This is a genomic window from Kitasatospora sp. NPDC023118, assembly GCF_055560875.1.
This window is the reverse complement of the sequence record NZ_JBVHHW010000014.1, coordinates 160,423-177,700: the sequence shown is the minus strand read 5'-3', so window position 1 is coordinate 177,700 and position 17,278 is coordinate 160,423. Positions and strand designations below refer to the sequence as shown.

The window sequence follows — 17,278 nt, the reverse complement described above, 5'->3', positions numbered from 1 at the left end:
TAACGTTCACATTGCAGGGAGAGGACGACCGGGGGAAATGCTCCTCGATGACACGTCCGCGGAGTTCCACGACTTCTTCGACCGCCACTACGCCGAACTCGCCCGTCTCGCCCACCTCCTGACCGGCGAGACGGACGCGGCCGACGACCTTGCCGCGGACGCACTGCTCGCCCTGTGGCAACGCTGGGACCGGCTCCGTGCGGCCGACCACCCGATCGCCTACGCCCGCGGAGTGGTCGCCAACATGGCCCGGGCCCGGATCCGCAGCGCCGTCCGCGAACGGCGCCGGGTCCTGCTGTTCTGGACCCGCAGCCCCGACAAGACCGACGGACCGGACGTGGCGGCCGTGCTGGACGTCCGTGCAGCGCTCGCCCGGCTGCCGTTCCGCAAGCGGGCGTGCGTGGTGCTGCGGCACGCGTTCGACCTCTCGGAGAAGGACACCGCCGTGGCGCTGGGCATATCGGTCGGTACGGTGAAGAGCCAGACCTCGAAGGGGATGGCCGAGTTGGAGAGAGCGCTCGGCGCACGAGCGGTCGGCGAACTGGCGACAGGAAGGAGGAACCGGTGAACGAGCACATCACCCAGCAACTGCGCGAGGCCGCCGAGGCCCACCAGCCCGACAGGGCACGGATGCTGGCCCGCGTGCAGCGCGGCGCGGCCGGTCCCGCCGGCCGTCACCGCGCACGGTCCGGCCTGCGGTCATGGCCCAGGGTCGCGCTCGGCGGCCTCGCCGCCGTCGGCATCCTGGCCACCGGCGGACTCGCCATGGCCGGCATCGGCTCCTGGACCCCGCAGCCGTCGGACACCGCCACCACCGCACCGGCCGACCCCTCGCCGACGGTCACGCCGACGCCGACCCGGTCCGTTCCCCCTCCCGCCGCCCCGGCACCGGCACCGGCGACCACCACGCCGCCCACCAGCACACCGGCGCCCCCCCGCCCGACCCCGTCGGCGAGCATCCGGGCCCAGAACGGCCCGCTGTGGTCCGAGGGATCGATCGACGCGCACAGCACCGTCTACTGGGGCCAGAACAACCTCACCCTCAGGACTACCCAGCCGCTCACCGCGCTCACCGTCGAACTGCGCATCGCGCAGACCGGCGACGTGCGCAACACCGGCAACTGGCGGACCCTGCCGGTCGACGACTTCACGGTCACCGTCCAGGAGACCGGTGGGGCGCTGGTCTACCGCTGGGTGCTCAAGCCGGGCCGTACCGTCCCGGCCGGGCAGCACGAGTTCGCCGGCCAGTTCAACCACGCCACCGGCGTGCGCAGCGCTGCCGGCGACGGCTACCGCGTCGACGCCCAGTCCGCGGGCGGCTCCGCGTCCGTCTGGGGAGGCTTCGCCCCGGGCCGTTGAAGGGTCGATCGGCTTCTCCGGAAGTGGCCCGTGCGCACGCTCGCACGGGCCGCTTCCCCGTTTGTGTGTGCACGTTCACACCGTCTTCCTCCACGGACACGACAGGGCGCCCGCTCGACTGAGCGGGCGCCCCGGTCCGGTTCGGACTCCGGCCTGCCGGGTCACCCCGGACGCGCCTCACGGGCCGTCGGGTCAGGCGCCGACCAGCTCCCTCTCGGTGGCGAGGGAGTCCGGAGCCACCGAGGTGGCGGGCTTGCGCATCCCCTTGAGGAGGACCACCACCGCCGTGGTGACGACCGTGCCCGCCGCGACCGCGACCAGGTACAGGACCGGACTGCCGATCAGCGGGAGCACCCAGATCCCGCCGTGCGGGGCACGCAGGGTGGAGCCGAAGGCCATCGCCAGGCCGCCGGCGGTCATGCTGCCGACGATGTTCGCCGGGATGACCCGCAGCGGGTCGGCGGCGGCGAAGGGGATCGCGCCTTCGGTGATGAACGACGCCCCCAGCACCCAGGCCGCCTTGCCGTTCTCCCGCTCCTCGGGGGTGAACAGCCTGCGCCGCACGACGGTGGCCAGGGCCAGGCCCAGCGGCGGAGTCATGCCGGCGGCCATCACGGCGGCCATCACCTTGAGACTTCCGGCGTCCGGGGTGGTCCCCGCGGTGGTGAGCGCACCGGCCGCGAAGGTGTACGCCACCTTGTTGAGCGGACCGCCCATGTCGAAGGCCATCATCGTGCCGAGCAGCAGGCCGAGCAGGATCGCGTTGGAGCCGGAGAGGCCGTTCAGCCAGTCGGTCAGGCCGTTCATCGCCGAGGCGATCGGCGAGCCGACCACCACGAACATCAGGAAGCCGACCGCGGCCACCGACAGCAGCGGGACCACCACCACGGGCATGACGCCCCTGATCGCCCGGGGCACGTTCCAGCGGATCATCCACAGCACCAGGAAGCCCGCGGCCAGGCCCGAGACGATGCCGCCGAGGAAACCCGCTCCGACCGCCACCGACACGGCACCGCCGGCGATGCCGGCGGCCAGTGCCGCCCGGTCCGCGACCGCCCAGGCGATGTACCCGGAGAGGACCGGGACCAGGAAGCCGAACGCGGTCTTGCCGGTCTGGAACAGCATCGCCGCCCAGCTGTGCGAGGAGGTCCAGTCGAAGTGGCCCAGCACCGACGGCGCGGAGGCGATCTGGTAGCCGCCGATCGCGAAGGCAAGGGCGATCAGCAGTCCGCCGGCCGCGACGAACGGGATCATGTAGCTGACGCCCGTCATCAGGAACGTGCGCAGCCGCTGGGCCCAGTGTTCGCCCGGCGCGCTCGGTGCGGCGACCGGGGCGGGGGCGGTAGCGGGGCGGGTGCCGGCGTCGGTGACCAGCCCGACGGCCTGCGCGATCAGGTCGTCCGCGCGGTTGACGCCGGCCTTGACGCCCACGTCCACGGTCGGCTTGCCGGCGAAGCGGGCGCGGTCCCTGATCTCGACGTCATGGGCGAAGATCACCGCATCGGCTGCCGCGATCACCTCGGGGTCGAGGGGCGTCGTCCCGGCCGAACCCTGGGTCTCGACCGATATCCGCGCGCCCGCCCGGGCGGCAGCCAACTCCAGGGCCTTCGCGGCCATGTAGGTGTGGGCGATCCCGGTCGGGCAGGAGGTCACCGCGACCAGCCGCAGCCCGCCAGCGGTGGCGGTCGGCTCCGGAACGGCGGCCGTCTCCGGAACCGTGGCCGTCCCCGCGGGGGCGGTCACCGCCGGAGCGGCGGTCGGCGCCTCCTTGCCGTTGATCAGGTCCGCGACCGCGCGCGGGCTCTCGCCATCGCGCAGGGCGCCGGTGAAAACCGGGTCCATCAGCCGGCGGGCCAGCGCGGCGAGGATCTGCAGGTGGGCGTCGTCCGCGCCGGCCGGTGCCGCGATCATGAAGACCAGATCGACGGGCCGTCCGTCGGGGGCGTCGAAGTCCACGCCCCTGGCGCTGCGGCCGAAGGCCAGGCTCGGCTGGGTGACGTGGGGTGATCTGCAGTGCGGGATGCCGATGCCGTCGCCCATCCCGGTCGGGGCCTGGGCCTCGCGGGCGGCGATGTCGGCGAGGAAGCCGTCGAGGTCGGTGACCCGGCCCTCGGCGACCAGCCGCTGGGCGAGAGCGCGAAGGGCCTCGCTCTTGTCCTGGGGGGCCAGGTGGAGGTCAACGAGTGCGGGTGTGATCAGTCCGCTGGTGTCGCTCATCGTGTCGGTCATCGTGTCGGTCCTTCGACTGGTGCCTGACGGTGTCCCTTGCCCCCGGGAAATTGCCGCCCTTCCCGTCCCACACGGTCGGGCGTGCTGCCTCCGGCGGTGGACGCCGGAGGCCGTTCTCAGCCGCGGAGCGGTCGGTCGAGCGGGAGGTCCGCCGTCACGACCACCGCGGCCGGGTCCAGATCGGCCGGAGTCGGCATGACGCTCCCCGGCAGTTGTACGGCGGCGGCGCCGTGCGCCAGGGCCGCCGCAAGTGCCTCGGGGCCGGTGCCGCCGGCTCCGAGGAAGCCCGCGAGTGAGGCGTCGCCCGCTCCCACGTCACTGCGGACGGCGGCGACCGGCGCGCTGCCGTACCAGCTGCCCTCCTCGGCGACCAGCAGCATCCCGTCCGCGCCGAGGCTGGCAAGGACCTGCTGGGCGCCGCGCTCGCGCAGCTCCCCGGCCGCGTCCACCGCGTCGCCGATGGTGGCGACCGGGCGGCCCACGGCCTCCGCGAGTTCCTCCCGGTTGGGCTTGACCACGTCGGGGCGGGCCGAGAGCGCGGCCAACAGCGCGGGGCCGGAGGTGTCCAGGGCGATCCGGGCGCCGCCCGAGTGCACCTGGGCGACCAGTTCGGCGTACCACTCGGGTGTCAGGCCGCGCGGCAGGCTGCCGCAGCAGGCGAGCCAGTCGACGCCGCTCCCGTTGTCCCGTCCGATCGTCCGGGAGTCGCGGACGAGCGCCAGCAGCGCGGCCGACTCGGCGGCGCTGAGCTCGGGGCCCACCGCGTTGATCTTCGTGAGGCCGCCGCCGTCCTCGGCGATCGAGACGTTGATCCGGGTGTCACCCGCGATCGCGACCGCGGCGACGTCGATGCCCTGGCCGCGCAACAGGTCGGACAGCAACTGCCCGGAGAGGCCGCCAAGTGGCAGGACGGCGGTGGTGCGGTGGCCGGCGGCCGTGAGCGCGCGGGAGACGTTGACGCCCTTGCCGCCCGGGTCGAGCCGGTCCTGCCAGGCCCGGTTGACCTCGCCCAGGGTGAGGGTTCCCAGTTCGTAGGTGCGGTCGAGGCTGGGGTTCGGGGTGATGGTGACGATCATGCGCGAATGACTTCCGGTCCGTGGTTCTCGATCTCGGCGGCCTGCTCGTCGGTCAGTCCAGTGTCCGTGACCAGCACGTCCACCTGGTCCAGCGAGCCGAAGCGGGCGAAGTGGCGGGCGCCGTACTTGGAGGAGTCGGCCACCAGCACCACCCGCCGGGCAGCGGCGAGCATGGCCCGCTTGACGGCCGCCTCGGCGAGGTCCGGCGTCGACAGGCCGCCCTCCGGGGAGAAGCCGTTGGTGGCGACCACCGCGACGTCCGCGTGGATGTCCGCCAGATCGCGAAGCGCCCAGGCGTCGACGGCGGCCTGGGTGCGGTGGCGCAGCCGCCCGCCGACCAGGTGGAGGGCGAGCTCCGGGTGGTCGGCCAGCCGGGCGGCGACGGGGAGGGCATTGGTGACGACGGTGAGGGCGCAGTCGGCGGGCAGCAGGCCGGCCAGCCGGGAGACGGTCGTCCCGGCGTCCAGGATGACACTGCCCTCGCTGGGCAGCAGGGCCAGCGCCGCCCTGGCGATGCGTTCCTTCTCGGCCGCGGCGGTGGAGTCCCGTTCGGCGAGGCCCGGCTCCAGGCGGAGTGCGCCCGCGGGCAGCGCGCCGCCGTGCACCCGGTGCAGCAGGCCGGCCCGGTCGAGGGCGCTCAGGTCACGCCGGATGGTCTCCTGCGTGACGCCGAAGTCCTCGGCCAGCGTCGGCACGTCCACCCGGCCCTGCTCCTGGGCGAGGCGGAGGATCTCTTGCTGCCGCTCGGGTGCATACATGTGGTTTCGGGTCCGTTTCATGTCCGTTTACGCCTGGTGAGGCCCGACCATACGCGCTCGGACCGAAAAAGCAAGAGCTTGTTCTGCCTCCGTTTCGACCACCGGGACTGCCCGAATGTGTTGACATCTCCCGGCAAACGGGCGTAGAACCAATCGAAACAACACGCTAACGGGCGTGAAACCACGACCCCGCCCAGTCTCCGCCACTGCCCCCGTACCGCGGAGACCCGGCGCGAACACGGTGGCCCGCGCCTCACCCTTCGCGCGGGCCACCGTGCCCCTCCCCTCGCCGACCCGGCTCCCACCCGGATCGGCGATCGTCTTCCCGAGGAATCCCCATGCACTCGATCCAGGTCATCGTCGGCACCGAGAGCGGCCTGCACGCCCGCCCGGCGTCCCAGTTCGTCCGTGCCGCCGCCCTGCAGCCGGTCAAGGTCACCGTCGGCCGCCCGGGCCAGCCCCCGGTCGACGCCCGCAGCCTGCTCTCCGTCCTCGCCCTGGCCGCCGGCCGCGGCGAGACCCTGGAGCTCACCGCCTCCGGCGACGGGGCCCAGGACGCGCTCAAGGCGCTCGCCGACCTGCTCGCCGCCGACCTCGACGCAGCGGCATGAGCGAGCGGAGCATCGGGGTCCCCCGGCCGGAGGCTGGGGAAGAATCATCAAGAGGTGCGCGTGGGCGAATGCCCCTGCCGAGCGAAGCGAGGCGGGGGCATGAGCCGTCCGCTCCGCGGGATCGGCGTCGGCAGCGGCAGTGCGGCAGGCCCCGTCGCCCGGATGGCGCCCGCACCGGCGCTGCCCGCCCCCAGGCCCGTCACCGACCCCGCGGACGAGGCCGCGGCCGTCCGCGCCGCCCTCGCCGCGGTCGTCACCGACCTGAACGAGCGCGCCGCCCGCACGAGCGGCCCCGGCTCCGAGGTGCTCGCCGCGCAGGCCATCATGGCCGCCGACCCCCTCCTCGCCGACAAGGCGGCCGCCCTCGCCGAGCAGGGCACCGACGGCGCCTACGCGCTCACCGCCGTCTTCGACGGCTTCCGCACCGCACTGGCCGCCGCCGGCGGGTACTTCGCGGAACGCACCGCCGACCTGGACGACCTGCGCGACCGCGCCGTGGCGCACCTGCTCGGCCTGCCCCTACCCGGCCTGCCCGACCCCGGGCACCCGTACGTCCTCGTCGCCGACGACCTGGCACCCGCCGACACCGCCTTGCTCGACCCCGAACGGGTGCTGGCCCTGGTCACCGTCCGCGGCGGGCCGACCAGCCACACCGCCATCCTCGCCAAGGCGCTCGGTGTACCCGCCGTGGTCGGCTGCGCCGACGCCGCGGAACTGGCGGACGGCCGGCAGGTCCTGGTGCACGGCGCGGACGGCGTGGTCGAACCCGACCCGAGCCCGGAGGCGGTGGACCGGGCCGCCGCACACGAGCGCCGCCGCCGCGAGCGGTCGGCCGGGTTCGAGGGGCCGGGCCGCACCGCGGACGGCCACCCGGTCGCGCTACTGGTCAACCTCGGCGCACCGCACGAGCTGCCCGGCGCGGCCGCCGCCGACGCCGAGGGCGTGGGCCTGTTCCGCACCGAGTTCCTCTTCCTGGACCGCGCCGAGGCACCCGGCCTCGCCGAACAGGCCGCGGCCTACCGGCAGGTCTTCGCTGCCTTCGCCGGCCGCCGGGTCGTCGTGCGCACGCTCGACGCGGGCGCGGACAAACCGCTGCCCTTCGCCACCTCCACCGACGAGGAGAACCCGGCCCTGGGCATCCGCGGTCTGCGGACGGCCGCCCGCGACCCCCAGCTCCTGGAGACCCAGCTCGCCGCGATCGCCGCAGCCGCCGCGGACAGCACCGCGCAGGTCTGGGTGATGGCCCCGATGGTCTCGGTCCCGCGCGAGGCCGCCGAGTTCGCCGCCCGGGTCCGCGCGCACGGCCTGCCGCTGGCGGGCGCGATGATCGAGGTCCCGGCGGCCGCCCTGCGGACCGACCGGCTGGCCCCGGTCTGCGACTTCTTCAGCGTCGGCACCAACGACCTGGCCCAGTACGCCTTCGCGGCCGACCGCACCCTCGGCTCCCTCGCCGAGCTGCTCGACCCGTGGCAGCCCGCTCTGCTCGGGCTGGTCGCCACCGCCGCCGGATCGGCGGCCGAGCACGGCCGCCCGATCGGCGTTTGCGGCGAGGCCGCGGCCGACCCGGCGCTCGCTCTGGTCCTGGTCGGCCTCGGCATCACCAGCCTGTCCGCTGCACCCGCCTCACTCCCCGATGTGCGGGCGGTGCTGGCCGCCCACACCCTCGCGGAGTGCCGCGAACTCGCCGAACTGGCCCTGCTCGCCGATGACGCCGCCACCGCGCGCAACACGGTCCGGTCACGCATGGCAGGACGCAGCGAGGAGCTGCCGCCCGCGGCTGTGTGACGGGCGGCCAGGACGGTCCACGACAGTGCTAAACCAGTGGGAGCGCTCCCACTGTGAGGGATCGCCGCGAGCCGGTCAAGAGGCGTGACAAGTCGAACACATCTGCTCACGAATCCCGGCAACTCCCCTTTTCCTTAGCGGCAGTTGGCGCTACGGTCGGTGCCCACCAGTGGGAGCGGTTCCATCAGTCGGCGCGCCGGTAGCGGCGCGTCCTCGCTGCAAGGAGTCGCTCATGCGACACCCCCCACCCCTCACAGCGCTGCTGGGCGGCGCGGTCCTCACCCTGGTGAGTGCCGTGTCCGCCACGGCGGGTGCGGGCCCGGGCACCGCCGTTCCGCCCGGCTGCTCCGTGGCCTACTCCACGGTCAACCAGTGGGACGGCGGCTTCCAGGCGTCCGTCGTCATCACCAACGACGGTGCACCGACCAGTGGCTGGAGCCTCGGCTTCGACTTCACCGGCGGCCAGCACCTCACCCAGGGCTGGAGCGCCACCTGGTCCCAGTCCGGTAGCAAGGTCACTGCCACCAACGAGAGTTGGAACGGCTCGCTCGGGACCGGCGCGAGCGTCGCCCTCGGCTTCACCGCCTCCTGGTCCGGCGGCAACCCCACACCGACCGGGTTCACCCTCAACGGCTCTTCCTGCTCCGCCGGTTCGGGTTCCTCCCCCAGCCCGACCGGCACCCCGACCCCGACCGGATCCCCTACCACCCCCACCCCGACCGCCGGCGCGCCCGAGCTCGGCGTCAGCGGCAACCGGCTGACCGACCCGAGCGGCACCACCCGCCGCCTGCTCGGCGTCAACCGCTCCGGCGGCGAGTTCATGTGCGTCCAGGGCCACGGCATCTTCGACGGACCGGTGGACGACGCGGCCGTACAGGCCATCGCGGACTGGCGGGCCAACACCGTCCGGATCACGCTCAACGAGGAGTGCTGGCTCGGCCTGGACAACATCCGGCCCGAGTACCGCGGCACGCCGTACATCGACGCCGTCAAGGCGCTGGTGACCCGCGTCCTCGCCCACGGAATGACCCCGGTGGTCGAACTCCACTGGACCTACGGCCAGTACACCGGCAACTCGGCGGGCTGCTCGGACGTGCACGCCTCCTGCCAGAAGCCGATGCCGGACGCCCGCTACGCCCCGGCCTTCTGGACCTCGGTGGCCAACACCTTCAAGGACGACCGCCGGGTGGTCTTCGACCTGTTCAACGAGCCCTACCCGGACCGGGCCACCGCCACCGGCGAGCAGGCCTGGGCCTGCTGGCGCGACGGCGGCACCTGCCCGGGCATCGGCTACGAGGTGGCCGGCATGCAGCGCCTCGTGGACGCCGTCCGCGCCACCGGCTCGCGCAACGTCGCGCTCGTCCCCGGGATCGCCTACGCGAACGACCTGAGCGGCTGGCTCGCCCACGCGCCCTCGGACCCGACCGGCGAACTGGCCGCCGCCTGGCACGTCTACAACTTCAACTCCTGCGCCGACGAGGCCTGTTGGACCTCCGCCCTGGCGCCGGTCGGCGCCCGTGTCCCGCTCGTGGCGGGCGAGATCGGCGAGAACACCTGCGGGCACGCGTTCGTCGACCGCGTCATGAAGTGGTCGGACGACCGCGGGCTCTCCTACCTGGGCTGGACCTGGAACACCTGGGACTGCTCCTCCGGTCCCGCCCTGATCAGCGGCTACGACGGCACCCCCACCGCCTTCGGCCTCGGACTGCGCGACCACCTTCGCGCCCTCGACGGACACTGAAAGGGACCCCCACCATGAGCCGCACCACCCGCCCCACCGTCAACCGGTTGCGCAGCAGCCGGACCGCCCTGCTCACCGCCCTCGGCCTGCTGACCGCGACCGGCGCCACCGCCACCGTGCTGTCCACCTCGGCGGGCGCCGCCTCGGCCGGCTGCCTGGTCGACTACCAGGTCTCCAACCAGTGGGACACCGGCTTCGGCGCCAACGTCGTCGTCACCAACACCGGTGACCCGCTGAGCTCCTGGACCCTGGAGTGGACCTTCGCGGGCACCCAGCAGGTCACCCAGGGCTGGAACGCGACCATCGGCCAGTCCGGGGCCGCCGTCACGGCCCGGAACGTCTCGTACAACGGCAGCCTGGCGACCGGCGGTTCCACCTCCTTCGGCTTCAACGGCTCCTACAGCGGCGCCAACACCGCCCCCACCGCCTTCAAGCTCAACGGCGTGGCCTGCAACGGCGCCACCACGACGCCCACCCCCACCCCGACCGGCACGCCCACGAGTACGCCCACGGGCACCCCGACCGGCACCCCGCCCGGCAGCCGCGTCGACAACCCGTACGCCGGCGCGAAGGTCTACGTGAACCCCGAGTGGTCCGCCCACGCCGCCGCCGAGCCCGGCGGCGCCAAGGTCGCCAACCAGCCCACCGGCATCTGGCTGGACCGGATCGCCACGATCGCCGGCACCAACGGCAGGATGGGTCTGCGCGCCCACCTCGACGAGGCGCTGCGCCAGAAGGGCAGCGGCGAGCTCGTCGTCCAGCTGGTGGTCTACGACCTGCCCGGCCGGGACTGCGCCGCCCTCTCCTCCAACGGCGAGCTCGGCCCGACCGAGATCGACCGGTACAAGACGGAGTTCATCGACCCGATCGCGGCCATCCTCGCCGACCCCAAGTACGCGGGCCTGCGGATCGTCACCACCGTCGAGCTCGACTCGCTGCCGAACCTCGTCACCAACACCACGCCGCGTGCCACCGCCACTCCCGCCTGCGACGTGATGAAGGCCAACGGCAACTACATCAAGGGCATCGGCTACGCGCTCAAGAAGCTCGGCGCCATCCCCAACGTGTACAACTACGCCGACGCCGGCCACCACGGCTGGCTCGGCTGGGACGACAACCTCGGCGCGTCCGCCGAGCTGTTCAAGCAGGCGGCGACCGCCGAGGGATCCACCGTCGCCAACGTCCAGGGCTTCATCGTCAACACCGCGAACTACAGCGCGCTCAAGGAGAACAACTTCACCATCGACGACAGCGTCAACGGCACCTCCGTCCGCCAGTCCAAGTGGGTCGACTGGAACCGGTACGTCGACGAGCTCTCCTACGCGCAGGCGATGCGCACCAAGCTGGTCTCGCTGGGCTTCGATCCCCAGCTCGGCATGCTGATCGACACCTCGCGCAACGGTTGGGGCGGCGCCGCCCGTCCGACCGGGCCCGGGCCTCGGACGAGCGTCGACGCCTATGTCGACGGCGGGCGCTACGACCGGCGGCTGAACACCGGCAACTGGTGCAACCAGGCGGGTGCGGGCCTCGGCGAACGGCCGCAGGCCGCCCCGGCGCCGGGAATCGACGCGTACGTCTGGATGAAGCCTCCGGGCGAGTCGGACGGGTCCAGCAAGCAGATCCCGAACAACGACGGCAAGGGCTTCGACGGGATGTGCGACCCGACGTACACCGGCAACCCGAGGAACAACAACCACATGTCCGGTGCGCTGCCGGACGCGCCATTGTCCGGTGAGTGGTTCTCCGCCCAGTTCCAGGAGCTGCTGAAGAACGCCTACCCGGCGCTGTGACGCGGCGTTGAGCCGCCCCGGCCGTCCGGAGCCCAGCATGGCACCGGACGGCCGGCGGGTCGGGAGGACGGCCGGCGGGTCGGGAGGACGGCCGGTGAGTCAGGAGGACTGCCGCACCACCAGCTCCGTCGGCAGCACCAGGCGGGACGGCTCCTCGTCCTCGCCGGCGATCTGCCGCAGCAGGAGCCGGGCCATCGTGCGGCCCATCTCCTCGATCGGCTGGCGGACGGTGGTCAGCGGCGGGTCGAGGTGGCGGGCCACCGGCGAGTCGTCGACGCCCACCAGCGCGACGTCGCCCGGCACGTCCAGGCCCCTGGCGCGCAGGACGGCGAGAGCGCCCACCGCCATCAGGTCGGAGGCGGCGAACACCGCGTCCAGATCGGGGCGGCGCTCCAGCAGTTCCCGCATCGCCCGCCGGCCGCCCTCCTCCGTGAAGTCCCCGGCGACGACGAGGCCCTCGTCCGCCGGCAGGCCGGCCGCCGCCAGCCCCTGGCGGTAGCCGGCCAACCGGCCCTCGGCGGCGTCCATGTCGAGCGGACCGGTGATGGTGGCGATGCGGCGCCGCCCGCGCCCGGCCAGGTGCCCCACCGCCGAGCGGCCGGCCCCCACGTTGTCGGAGTCCACGTACGCCACCGGTTCCTGCGGCGAACGGCGCCCGTTCAGCACGGCCGGCAGGCCCAACGCGCGCACCTGGTCCGGCAGCGGGTCGTCCCGGTGGACCGAGACCAGCAGCACGCCGTCCACCCGCTGCGCGGCGAGGTACTGCTCGAAGCGCTGCCGCTCCTGCTCGGTGCGGATCAGCGTGAGCAGCAACTGCTTGTCCGCCGAGCCGAGTTCGACGCTCACGCCGCGAATGATGTCCAGGAAGTACGGTTCCGCGAAGAGCCGGGCCTCGGTCTCCGGGACGACCAGCGCGACCGCGTCCGTCCGGCTGCCGGCCAGCGCCCGAGCCGCCCGGTTGGGCACGTAGCCCAGCTCCGCTATGGCCCGGCCCACCGCCTCCTTCGCCTGTTCGCTCACCCGCGACGAGCCGTTGATCACCCGGGACACCGTGCCGCGCCCGACTCCGGCCCGGGCCGCGACCTCCTCCAGAGTCGGCCTTCCGGTCTGCCGTCCGCCCACCCACGTGCCTTCCGTCGCCACCATCGCTTTCGCGCCCGCCTGGCAGGCGATCGTAGGTCACCGGGGCGCGGCACGCCACGGATCATTCGGGTCCGGGACGGCGCCGACCGACCGGCAGGCACTGCCGGGCAGTTCGGCTTCTTCTCTTGACACCGGATCAGCTGAGGCAGGACCCTTCCGGCTATGACGTGGGAGCGCTCCCACACCCGCCTCCGCGATCCCCACCGCCTCCGAAAGCCGAACCCCCTCACCGTTGGAGCAAACCCGTGCCCGTTCCCCCCTCCCGTCCCCTCGCAGCCTCCACCGCACCACCCCGGTTCCCGGCCGGCTTCCTGTGGGGCGCGGCCACCTCCGCCTACCAGGTGGAGGGCGCCGCCACCGAGGACGGCCGCACCGCCTCGATCTGGGACACCTTCTGCCGCACCCCGGGCAAGGTCTTCCAGGGCCACACCGGCGAGGTCGCCGTCGACCACTACCACCGCTTCCGCGAGGACGTCCGGCTGATGGCCGAGCTCGGGCTGACCGCCTACCGCTTCTCCGTCTCCTGGCCGCGCGTCCAGCCCACCGGCCACGGCCCGGCCGTCCAGCGCGGCCTGGACTTCTACCGCCGCCTCACCGACGAACTGCTCTCCCACGGGATCACCCCCGTCGCCACGCTCTACCACTGGGACCTGCCGCAGGAACTGGAGACCGCCGGCGGCTGGCCCGAGCGCACCACCGCCGAGCGGTTCGCCGAGTACGCCACGCTGGTCGGCGGGGCCCTCGGCGATCGGGTCGGCCACTGGACCACCCTCAACGAGCCCTGGTGCAGCGCCTTCCTCGGCTACGGCTCCGGCGTCCACGCCCCCGGCCGCACCGACCCGGTGGCCGCCCTGCGCGCCGCCCACCACCTCAACCTCGGCCACGGCCTCGCCGTCACCGCGCTGCGCGGCGTGCTGCCCGCCGACGCGCAGTTGTCCGTCTCGCTCAACCTGCACGCGCTGCGCCCGCTCACCCCGTCCGCCGCCGACCGGGACGCCGTGCGCCGGATCGACGCCGTCGGCAACCGGGTCTTCCTCGGCGCGATGCTGGAGGGCGCCTATCCCGAGGACCTGCTCGCCGACACCGCCCACCTCACCGACTGGTCCTTCGTCCGGGCCGGCGACGAGAAGGAGATCCACCAGCCGCTGGACTGGCTGGGCGTCAACTACTACACGCCGACCGTCGTCTCCGCGACCGCCGAGGGCACCGCCCCGGCCCGCGAGGACGGCCACGGCGGTGGTGCGGCCTCGCCCTGGCCGGGTGCGGACCGGGTCGGCTTCCACCCGGCACCGGGCGAGCGGACCGCGATGGACTGGGCCGTCGACCCCACCGGCCTGCACCAGCTGCTGACCGACCTCGCCCGCCGCCACCCCGACCTGCCCCTGATGATCACCGAGAACGGAGCCGCCTACCAGGACGAGGTCGGCGCGGACGGCACGGTCCACGATCCGGACCGCACCGCCTACCTCCACGCCCACCTGGCGGCCCTCCACCGCGCGGCAGCCGACGGCGCCGACGTGCGCGGCTACTTCGCGTGGTCCCTGCTGGACAACTTCGAGTGGGCGTACGGCTACGCCAAGCGCTTCGGGCTCGTCCACGTCGACTACCCCACCCAGACCCGCACCCCCAAGACCAGCGCCCACTGGTACGCCCGGGTGGCCCGCACCGGCGAGCTGCACCCACCGGCCGGCAGGTAGCACCTCCGCGGGAGCCGGGCGGAAGCGGCCGGTCGCGCCCCCTGACAGAGCGTTCGTCGAACGGCGGAGAGAGAGCAGAGATCCTTGAACCACCCCCCGACCGCCACGTCCGGCGGCCTGCTGGTCATCGGCAGTGCCGCCCCGGCCGACACCCCCGGAGCCGGGCTGTCCACCGTCAGCCACGACGCCACCGGCACCATGAGCCTCCTCCGCACCCTGCCGGTCGACCGCCCCTCCTACGCGGCCGTCGACCCGACCGGCACGGTTCTGCACGCCGTCCTGGAACAGGAAGCCGGGCAGGTCGTGTCCTGCGGATCGATCCGCGCACCGGGGACCTCGGCCTGGCCGCCACCACCGCGAGCGGCGGGGCCGGCCCCTGCCACCTCGCGGTCCACCCCGGCGGTTCACACCTCTTCGCGGCCCACTACGGCGACGGCGTCCTCTCGGTGGTCCCCGCCGGCGCCGACGACGCGCTCGCCGCCCCCGAACCGGTGCAGACCATTCGCCATCCCGGCCGGGAGGCCTCCGGCGAGCTGCCGACCGACCTACCACAACGCGGGCGGTACCTCGCTCAAGTAGACGCACGCAGCCGGCCGAGGCGTCCTCGGCGTGGCGGTTGCGGTGCGGTCCGCGCCCACGTGCCTGAGCCCGGTCCTTGCGGACCGGGCTCAGGCACGACGCCGGCGTCAGGCGCCGGCCCGTACCCCTGACGGGTCTGCGCCCCGTACTGCCGGAGTGCGGCGGGTGCGGCAGCCTTCAGTATCCGTAGATCATCTTGTAGGCGACCTCGGGCAGGAACTGTCCGGCGGTGGATCCGGCTCCGACGCCGCAGTTGCCGTCGGACTCGCCGGGCGCCTTGATCCACAGCAGCATCTCGGCGCCACCGCCGACCTGCGAGGGCCGACCGATCCTCCGCCCTGCCGGGTTGCACCACGCGCCGTTGGAGCCGTTGCCGTTGCGACTGGTGTCGATGACGAAGGGCTTGGTGAAGCCCTTCGCGGACCTCAGGGCCGCGTTGACGGCATTGCCGTAGGCCGCGTTCTGCGCGGTGGTGAGGTAGTTCGACACGTTCAGTGAGAACCCGTGAGCTCCGCTCACCCCGGCCGCGGCCAGATGCCGGGCCATGGTGTCGGCGCTCAGCCAGGCGGGGTTGCCGGCGTCGAGGTAGACCCAGGTGTTCGGGGCCTTGGCGTTGAACTGCGTGATGGCGTTGCTCAGCAGGGCGTTGCGCTCGGCGATCTGGGCCGGGGTCATGCAGCTCTCGTCGCCGAGCGAGTCGGGTTCGAGGACGACGACCGCCGGCCGGTTGCCGATGCCGCTCGCGAAGGCGGCGATCCAGGTCCGGTAGTCGGCGGCGCTCCCCGCCCCGCCGCCGGACTGGCCGGCGCAGATGTCGCGGTTGGGAATGTTGTACGCCACCAGGACGGGCAACTTGCGGTTGGCGGCGGCCGCGCCGACGAAGGTCCCGGTCGCCGTCCCGATCGTGCCGCTCCAGTTGCCGAACCAGCGTGCCGTCGGCACGTCGGCGATGGACGACCGGATGGCGGGGGCGCGGCCGTCGCCCGGGTTGGCGTTGACCCATTGCCGCGCGGAGGAGTCGGGGTCGACATAAAAGCCGCTGGTCATGGTGGTGGGGTCGGCGGCGTGGGCGGTCCCGGGCTGGAGCGCGAGCAGGACGGTGCTCAGAACCGGGACCAGGAGCAGGGAGCGCGTACGGAGTGAGCGGAGCATGGTGCTTCCTCCACGGGTGGGGGTTTGGAGGGGAGGATGGAAGCGCTTCCGGTTTCCAGATGATTGGGGCTGCCCGAACACGGTGTCAAGATGCTTGCCACCCAAGCAGCTTGTCCCAGTCGGTGCCAGGAATCGGCGGGCGGCCCGCCGCGTCCGGGCGGAGCCGGGACCGACCGCCGCAAGGTTTGGAAGCGCTTCCGGTCGGCAGAGGCGAGCGGATTCGGGTCGATTCGCCCGACGGCACGGGACGTCCGTGGAACCATGGTCCGGAGCGGGACCCGACGGCAACGGGAGGATCGGCGATCGCGATGGAGACGTCCCCACGACGCCGGCCGACGCTGGACGAGGTCGCCGCCCGGGCCGGTGTCTCCCGCACGGCGGCGTCCCGGGTGATCAACAACGAGCCGCATGTGAGCGCTGCCAAGCGGGCCGCGGTGGAGCGGGCGGTCCGCGAGCTCGGCTACACGCCGAATCCGACCGCGCGGGCGCTGGCGACCCGGCGCGCAGGTGCGGTCGTGCTGGCGGTGTCCAGCGACGAGCCCAGCCTGTTCGCCGACCCGTTCTTCGCCGAGGTGACGGTGGGCGTCAGCTCCTACCTCGACCGGACGGACCTGGAACTGGTCCTGCTGCTGGCCAACACACCCCGCGGCAAGGAACGCCTGCGGCGCATCCTGAGCTCCCACCGGGCGGACGGCGTGATGCTGATGGCGGTTCGCGGCGACGACCCCCTGGGCCGGCTGGCCGATGAGACGAACCTGCCCGTCGTCTTCGGCGGCCTGCCACTGGCGGGCACGCCCCGGTGGTACGTGGATCCGGACAACAGGGGCGGCGCGCGTCTGGCCGTCGAGCACCTGGTGCGCGGCGGACGCCGGAACATCGCGATGATCACCGGGCAGGTGGACCTGCAGGCCGCCGTCGCCCGCGAGCAGGGTTTCCGCGAGGCACTGGTCCTGGCCGGCCGGTCCGACGCCGGCGTGTCACCCGGCGACTTCACCCAGGCCGGCGGCGAGGCCGCGATGGAGCGGCTGCTCGCGGACCGTCCGGACATCGACGCGGTGTTCACGGCCAACGACGGCATGGCACTGGGAGCTCTGCGCGCCCTGCGCCGACACGGCCGGCGCGTGCCAGAGGATGTCGCCGTCGTCGGCTTCGACGACCTCGCCGGCGCCCTGTACGCCGACCCGCCGCTGACGACCGTGCACCAGCCGGTGCGCGCCCTCGGGACGGAGATGGCGCGGATGCTCGTGGCCGTCATCGACGGCCACGACCCGAGCCCGCTCGTCCTCCCCACCCGTCTGACCATCCGCGAGTCCGCGCCCTCGACCGCCGGCTGACATCACGACGATCCGCCCTGCGCG

At 73.4% G+C, this 17,278-nt stretch carries 14 protein-coding genes; 9 read left to right on the top strand and 5 right to left on the bottom strand.

What is annotated here, in order from left to right; genetic code table 11:
• The first annotated feature begins 37 nt into the window (after positions 1-37).
• On the top strand, positions 38-568 hold the full coding sequence (locus ACZ3UD_RS20245; protein WP_465589121.1) for a SigE family RNA polymerase sigma factor: 531 nt from the start codon (positions 38-40) through the stop codon (positions 566-568).
• The gene (locus ACZ3UD_RS20240; RefSeq protein ID WP_465589119.1) at positions 565-1,359 is read left to right on the top strand and encodes a hypothetical protein; all 795 of its coding nucleotides are present in this window, start codon (positions 565-567) and stop codon (positions 1,357-1,359) included. Before ACZ3UD_RS20245 ends, ACZ3UD_RS20240 begins: the two co-directional genes overlap by 4 nt.
• A gap of 192 nt (positions 1,360-1,551) precedes the next feature.
• On the opposite strand, the gene ACZ3UD_RS20235 is transcribed toward ACZ3UD_RS20240, so the two are convergent.
• The 3 genes from ACZ3UD_RS20235 to ACZ3UD_RS20225 all read right to left on the bottom strand — a co-directional run bounded on the left by ACZ3UD_RS20235 (position 1,552) and on the right by ACZ3UD_RS20225 (position 5,422).
• Positions 1,552-3,588 carry a PTS fructose transporter subunit IIABC gene (locus ACZ3UD_RS20235; RefSeq protein WP_465589116.1) on the bottom strand — a complete coding sequence of 679 codons (2,037 nt, stop codon included), beginning with the start codon at positions 3,586-3,588 and terminating at the stop codon, positions 1,552-1,554.
• A 116-nt stretch (positions 3,589-3,704) separates the two neighbouring features.
• The gene (gene pfkB / locus ACZ3UD_RS20230) at positions 3,705-4,664 is read right to left on the bottom strand and encodes a 1-phosphofructokinase (protein WP_465589113.1); all 960 of its coding nucleotides are present in this window, start codon (positions 4,662-4,664) and stop codon (positions 3,705-3,707) included.
• Positions 4,661-5,422, bottom strand: a complete 762-nt coding sequence (locus ACZ3UD_RS20225; protein ID WP_465589239.1) for a DeoR/GlpR family DNA-binding transcription regulator — start codon at positions 5,420-5,422, stop codon at positions 4,661-4,663. The genes pfkB and ACZ3UD_RS20225 overlap by 4 nt, the downstream gene beginning before the upstream one ends.
• A 338-nt stretch (positions 5,423-5,760) precedes the next feature.
• On the opposite strand from ACZ3UD_RS20225, the gene ACZ3UD_RS20220 reads away from it, so the two are divergent.
• The 4 genes from ACZ3UD_RS20220 to ACZ3UD_RS20205 all read left to right on the top strand — a co-directional run bounded on the left by ACZ3UD_RS20220 (position 5,761) and on the right by ACZ3UD_RS20205 (position 11,349).
• Positions 5,761-6,033, top strand: a complete 273-nt coding sequence (locus tag ACZ3UD_RS20220) for an HPr family phosphocarrier protein (RefSeq protein WP_391551472.1) — start codon at positions 5,761-5,763, stop codon at positions 6,031-6,033.
• Positions 6,034-6,132: 99 nt separating this feature from the next.
• A complete protein-coding gene (gene ptsP / locus ACZ3UD_RS20215; protein WP_465589109.1) occupies positions 6,133-7,818 on the top strand; it encodes a phosphoenolpyruvate--protein phosphotransferase in 1,686 nt (561 codons plus the stop codon).
• Between the two features lie 232 nt (positions 7,819-8,050).
• A complete protein-coding gene (locus tag ACZ3UD_RS20210) occupies positions 8,051-9,559 on the top strand; it encodes a cellulose binding domain-containing protein (RefSeq protein ID WP_465589106.1) in 1,509 nt (502 codons plus the stop codon).
• Between the two features lie 14 nt (positions 9,560-9,573).
• The gene (locus ACZ3UD_RS20205) at positions 9,574-11,349 is read left to right on the top strand and encodes a glycoside hydrolase family 6 protein (protein WP_465589103.1); all 1,776 of its coding nucleotides are present in this window, start codon (positions 9,574-9,576) and stop codon (positions 11,347-11,349) included.
• A gap of 99 nt (positions 11,350-11,448) precedes the next feature.
• Here the strand turns inward: ACZ3UD_RS20205 and ACZ3UD_RS20200 are convergent, their stop codons facing one another.
• Positions 11,449-12,495 carry a LacI family DNA-binding transcriptional regulator gene (locus ACZ3UD_RS20200; RefSeq protein ID WP_465589100.1) on the bottom strand — a complete coding sequence of 349 codons (1,047 nt, stop codon included), beginning with the start codon at positions 12,493-12,495 and terminating at the stop codon, positions 11,449-11,451.
• A gap of 242 nt (positions 12,496-12,737) precedes the next feature.
• Here ACZ3UD_RS20200 and ACZ3UD_RS20195 point away from each other — a divergent pair, with 242 nt between their 5' ends.
• Both ACZ3UD_RS20195 and ACZ3UD_RS20190 read left to right on the top strand, forming a co-directional pair.
• Positions 12,738-14,189, top strand: coding sequence for a GH1 family beta-glucosidase (locus tag ACZ3UD_RS20195; RefSeq protein ID WP_465589097.1), 1,452 nt, complete (start codon positions 12,738-12,740; stop codon positions 14,187-14,189).
• The gene (locus ACZ3UD_RS20190; protein WP_465589237.1) at positions 14,135-14,899 is read left to right on the top strand and encodes a beta-propeller fold lactonase family protein; all 765 of its coding nucleotides are present in this window, start codon (positions 14,135-14,137) and stop codon (positions 14,897-14,899) included. The genes ACZ3UD_RS20195 and ACZ3UD_RS20190 overlap by 55 nt, the downstream gene beginning before the upstream one ends.
• Before the next feature lie 46 nt (positions 14,900-14,945).
• Here ACZ3UD_RS20190 and ACZ3UD_RS20185 read toward each other — a convergent pair whose 3' ends face one another.
• Entirely contained in the window at positions 14,946-15,920 is a 975-nt protein-coding gene (locus ACZ3UD_RS20185; protein WP_465589094.1) for a glycoside hydrolase family 6 protein, read from the bottom strand.
• Between the two features lie 308 nt (positions 15,921-16,228).
• Here ACZ3UD_RS20185 and ACZ3UD_RS20180 point away from each other — a divergent pair, with 308 nt between their 5' ends.
• A complete protein-coding gene (locus tag ACZ3UD_RS20180; RefSeq protein WP_465589091.1) occupies positions 16,229-17,254 on the top strand; it encodes a LacI family DNA-binding transcriptional regulator in 1,026 nt (341 codons plus the stop codon).
• Positions 17,255-17,278 lie beyond the last annotated feature (24 nt).

Coding starts and splice junctions, on each gene's coding strand:
- ACZ3UD_RS20245 (WP_465589121.1), top strand. CDS start 38: ATGCTCCTCGATGACACGTCCGCGGAGTTCCACGACTTCTTCGACCGC.
- ACZ3UD_RS20235 (WP_465589116.1), bottom strand. CDS start 3,588: ATGACCGACACGATGAGCGACACCAGCGGACTGATCACACCCGCACTC.
- pfkB (WP_465589113.1), bottom strand. CDS start 4,664: ATGATCGTCACCATCACCCCGAACCCCAGCCTCGACCGCACCTACGAA.
- ACZ3UD_RS20225 (WP_465589239.1), bottom strand. CDS start 5,422: ATGTATGCACCCGAGCGGCAGCAAGAGATCCTCCGCCTCGCCCAGGAG.
- ACZ3UD_RS20220 (WP_391551472.1), top strand. CDS start 5,761: ATGCACTCGATCCAGGTCATCGTCGGCACCGAGAGCGGCCTGCACGCC.
- ptsP (WP_465589109.1), top strand. CDS start 6,133: ATGAGCCGTCCGCTCCGCGGGATCGGCGTCGGCAGCGGCAGTGCGGCA.
- ACZ3UD_RS20210 (WP_465589106.1), top strand. CDS start 8,051: ATGCGACACCCCCCACCCCTCACAGCGCTGCTGGGCGGCGCGGTCCTC.
- ACZ3UD_RS20205 (WP_465589103.1), top strand. CDS start 9,574: ATGAGCCGCACCACCCGCCCCACCGTCAACCGGTTGCGCAGCAGCCGG.
- ACZ3UD_RS20200 (WP_465589100.1), bottom strand. CDS start 12,495: ATGGTGGCGACGGAAGGCACGTGGGTGGGCGGACGGCAGACCGGAAGG.
- ACZ3UD_RS20185 (WP_465589094.1), bottom strand. CDS start 15,920: ATGCTCCGCTCACTCCGTACGCGCTCCCTGCTCCTGGTCCCGGTTCTG.
- ACZ3UD_RS20180 (WP_465589091.1), top strand. CDS start 16,229: ATGGAGACGTCCCCACGACGCCGGCCGACGCTGGACGAGGTCGCCGCC.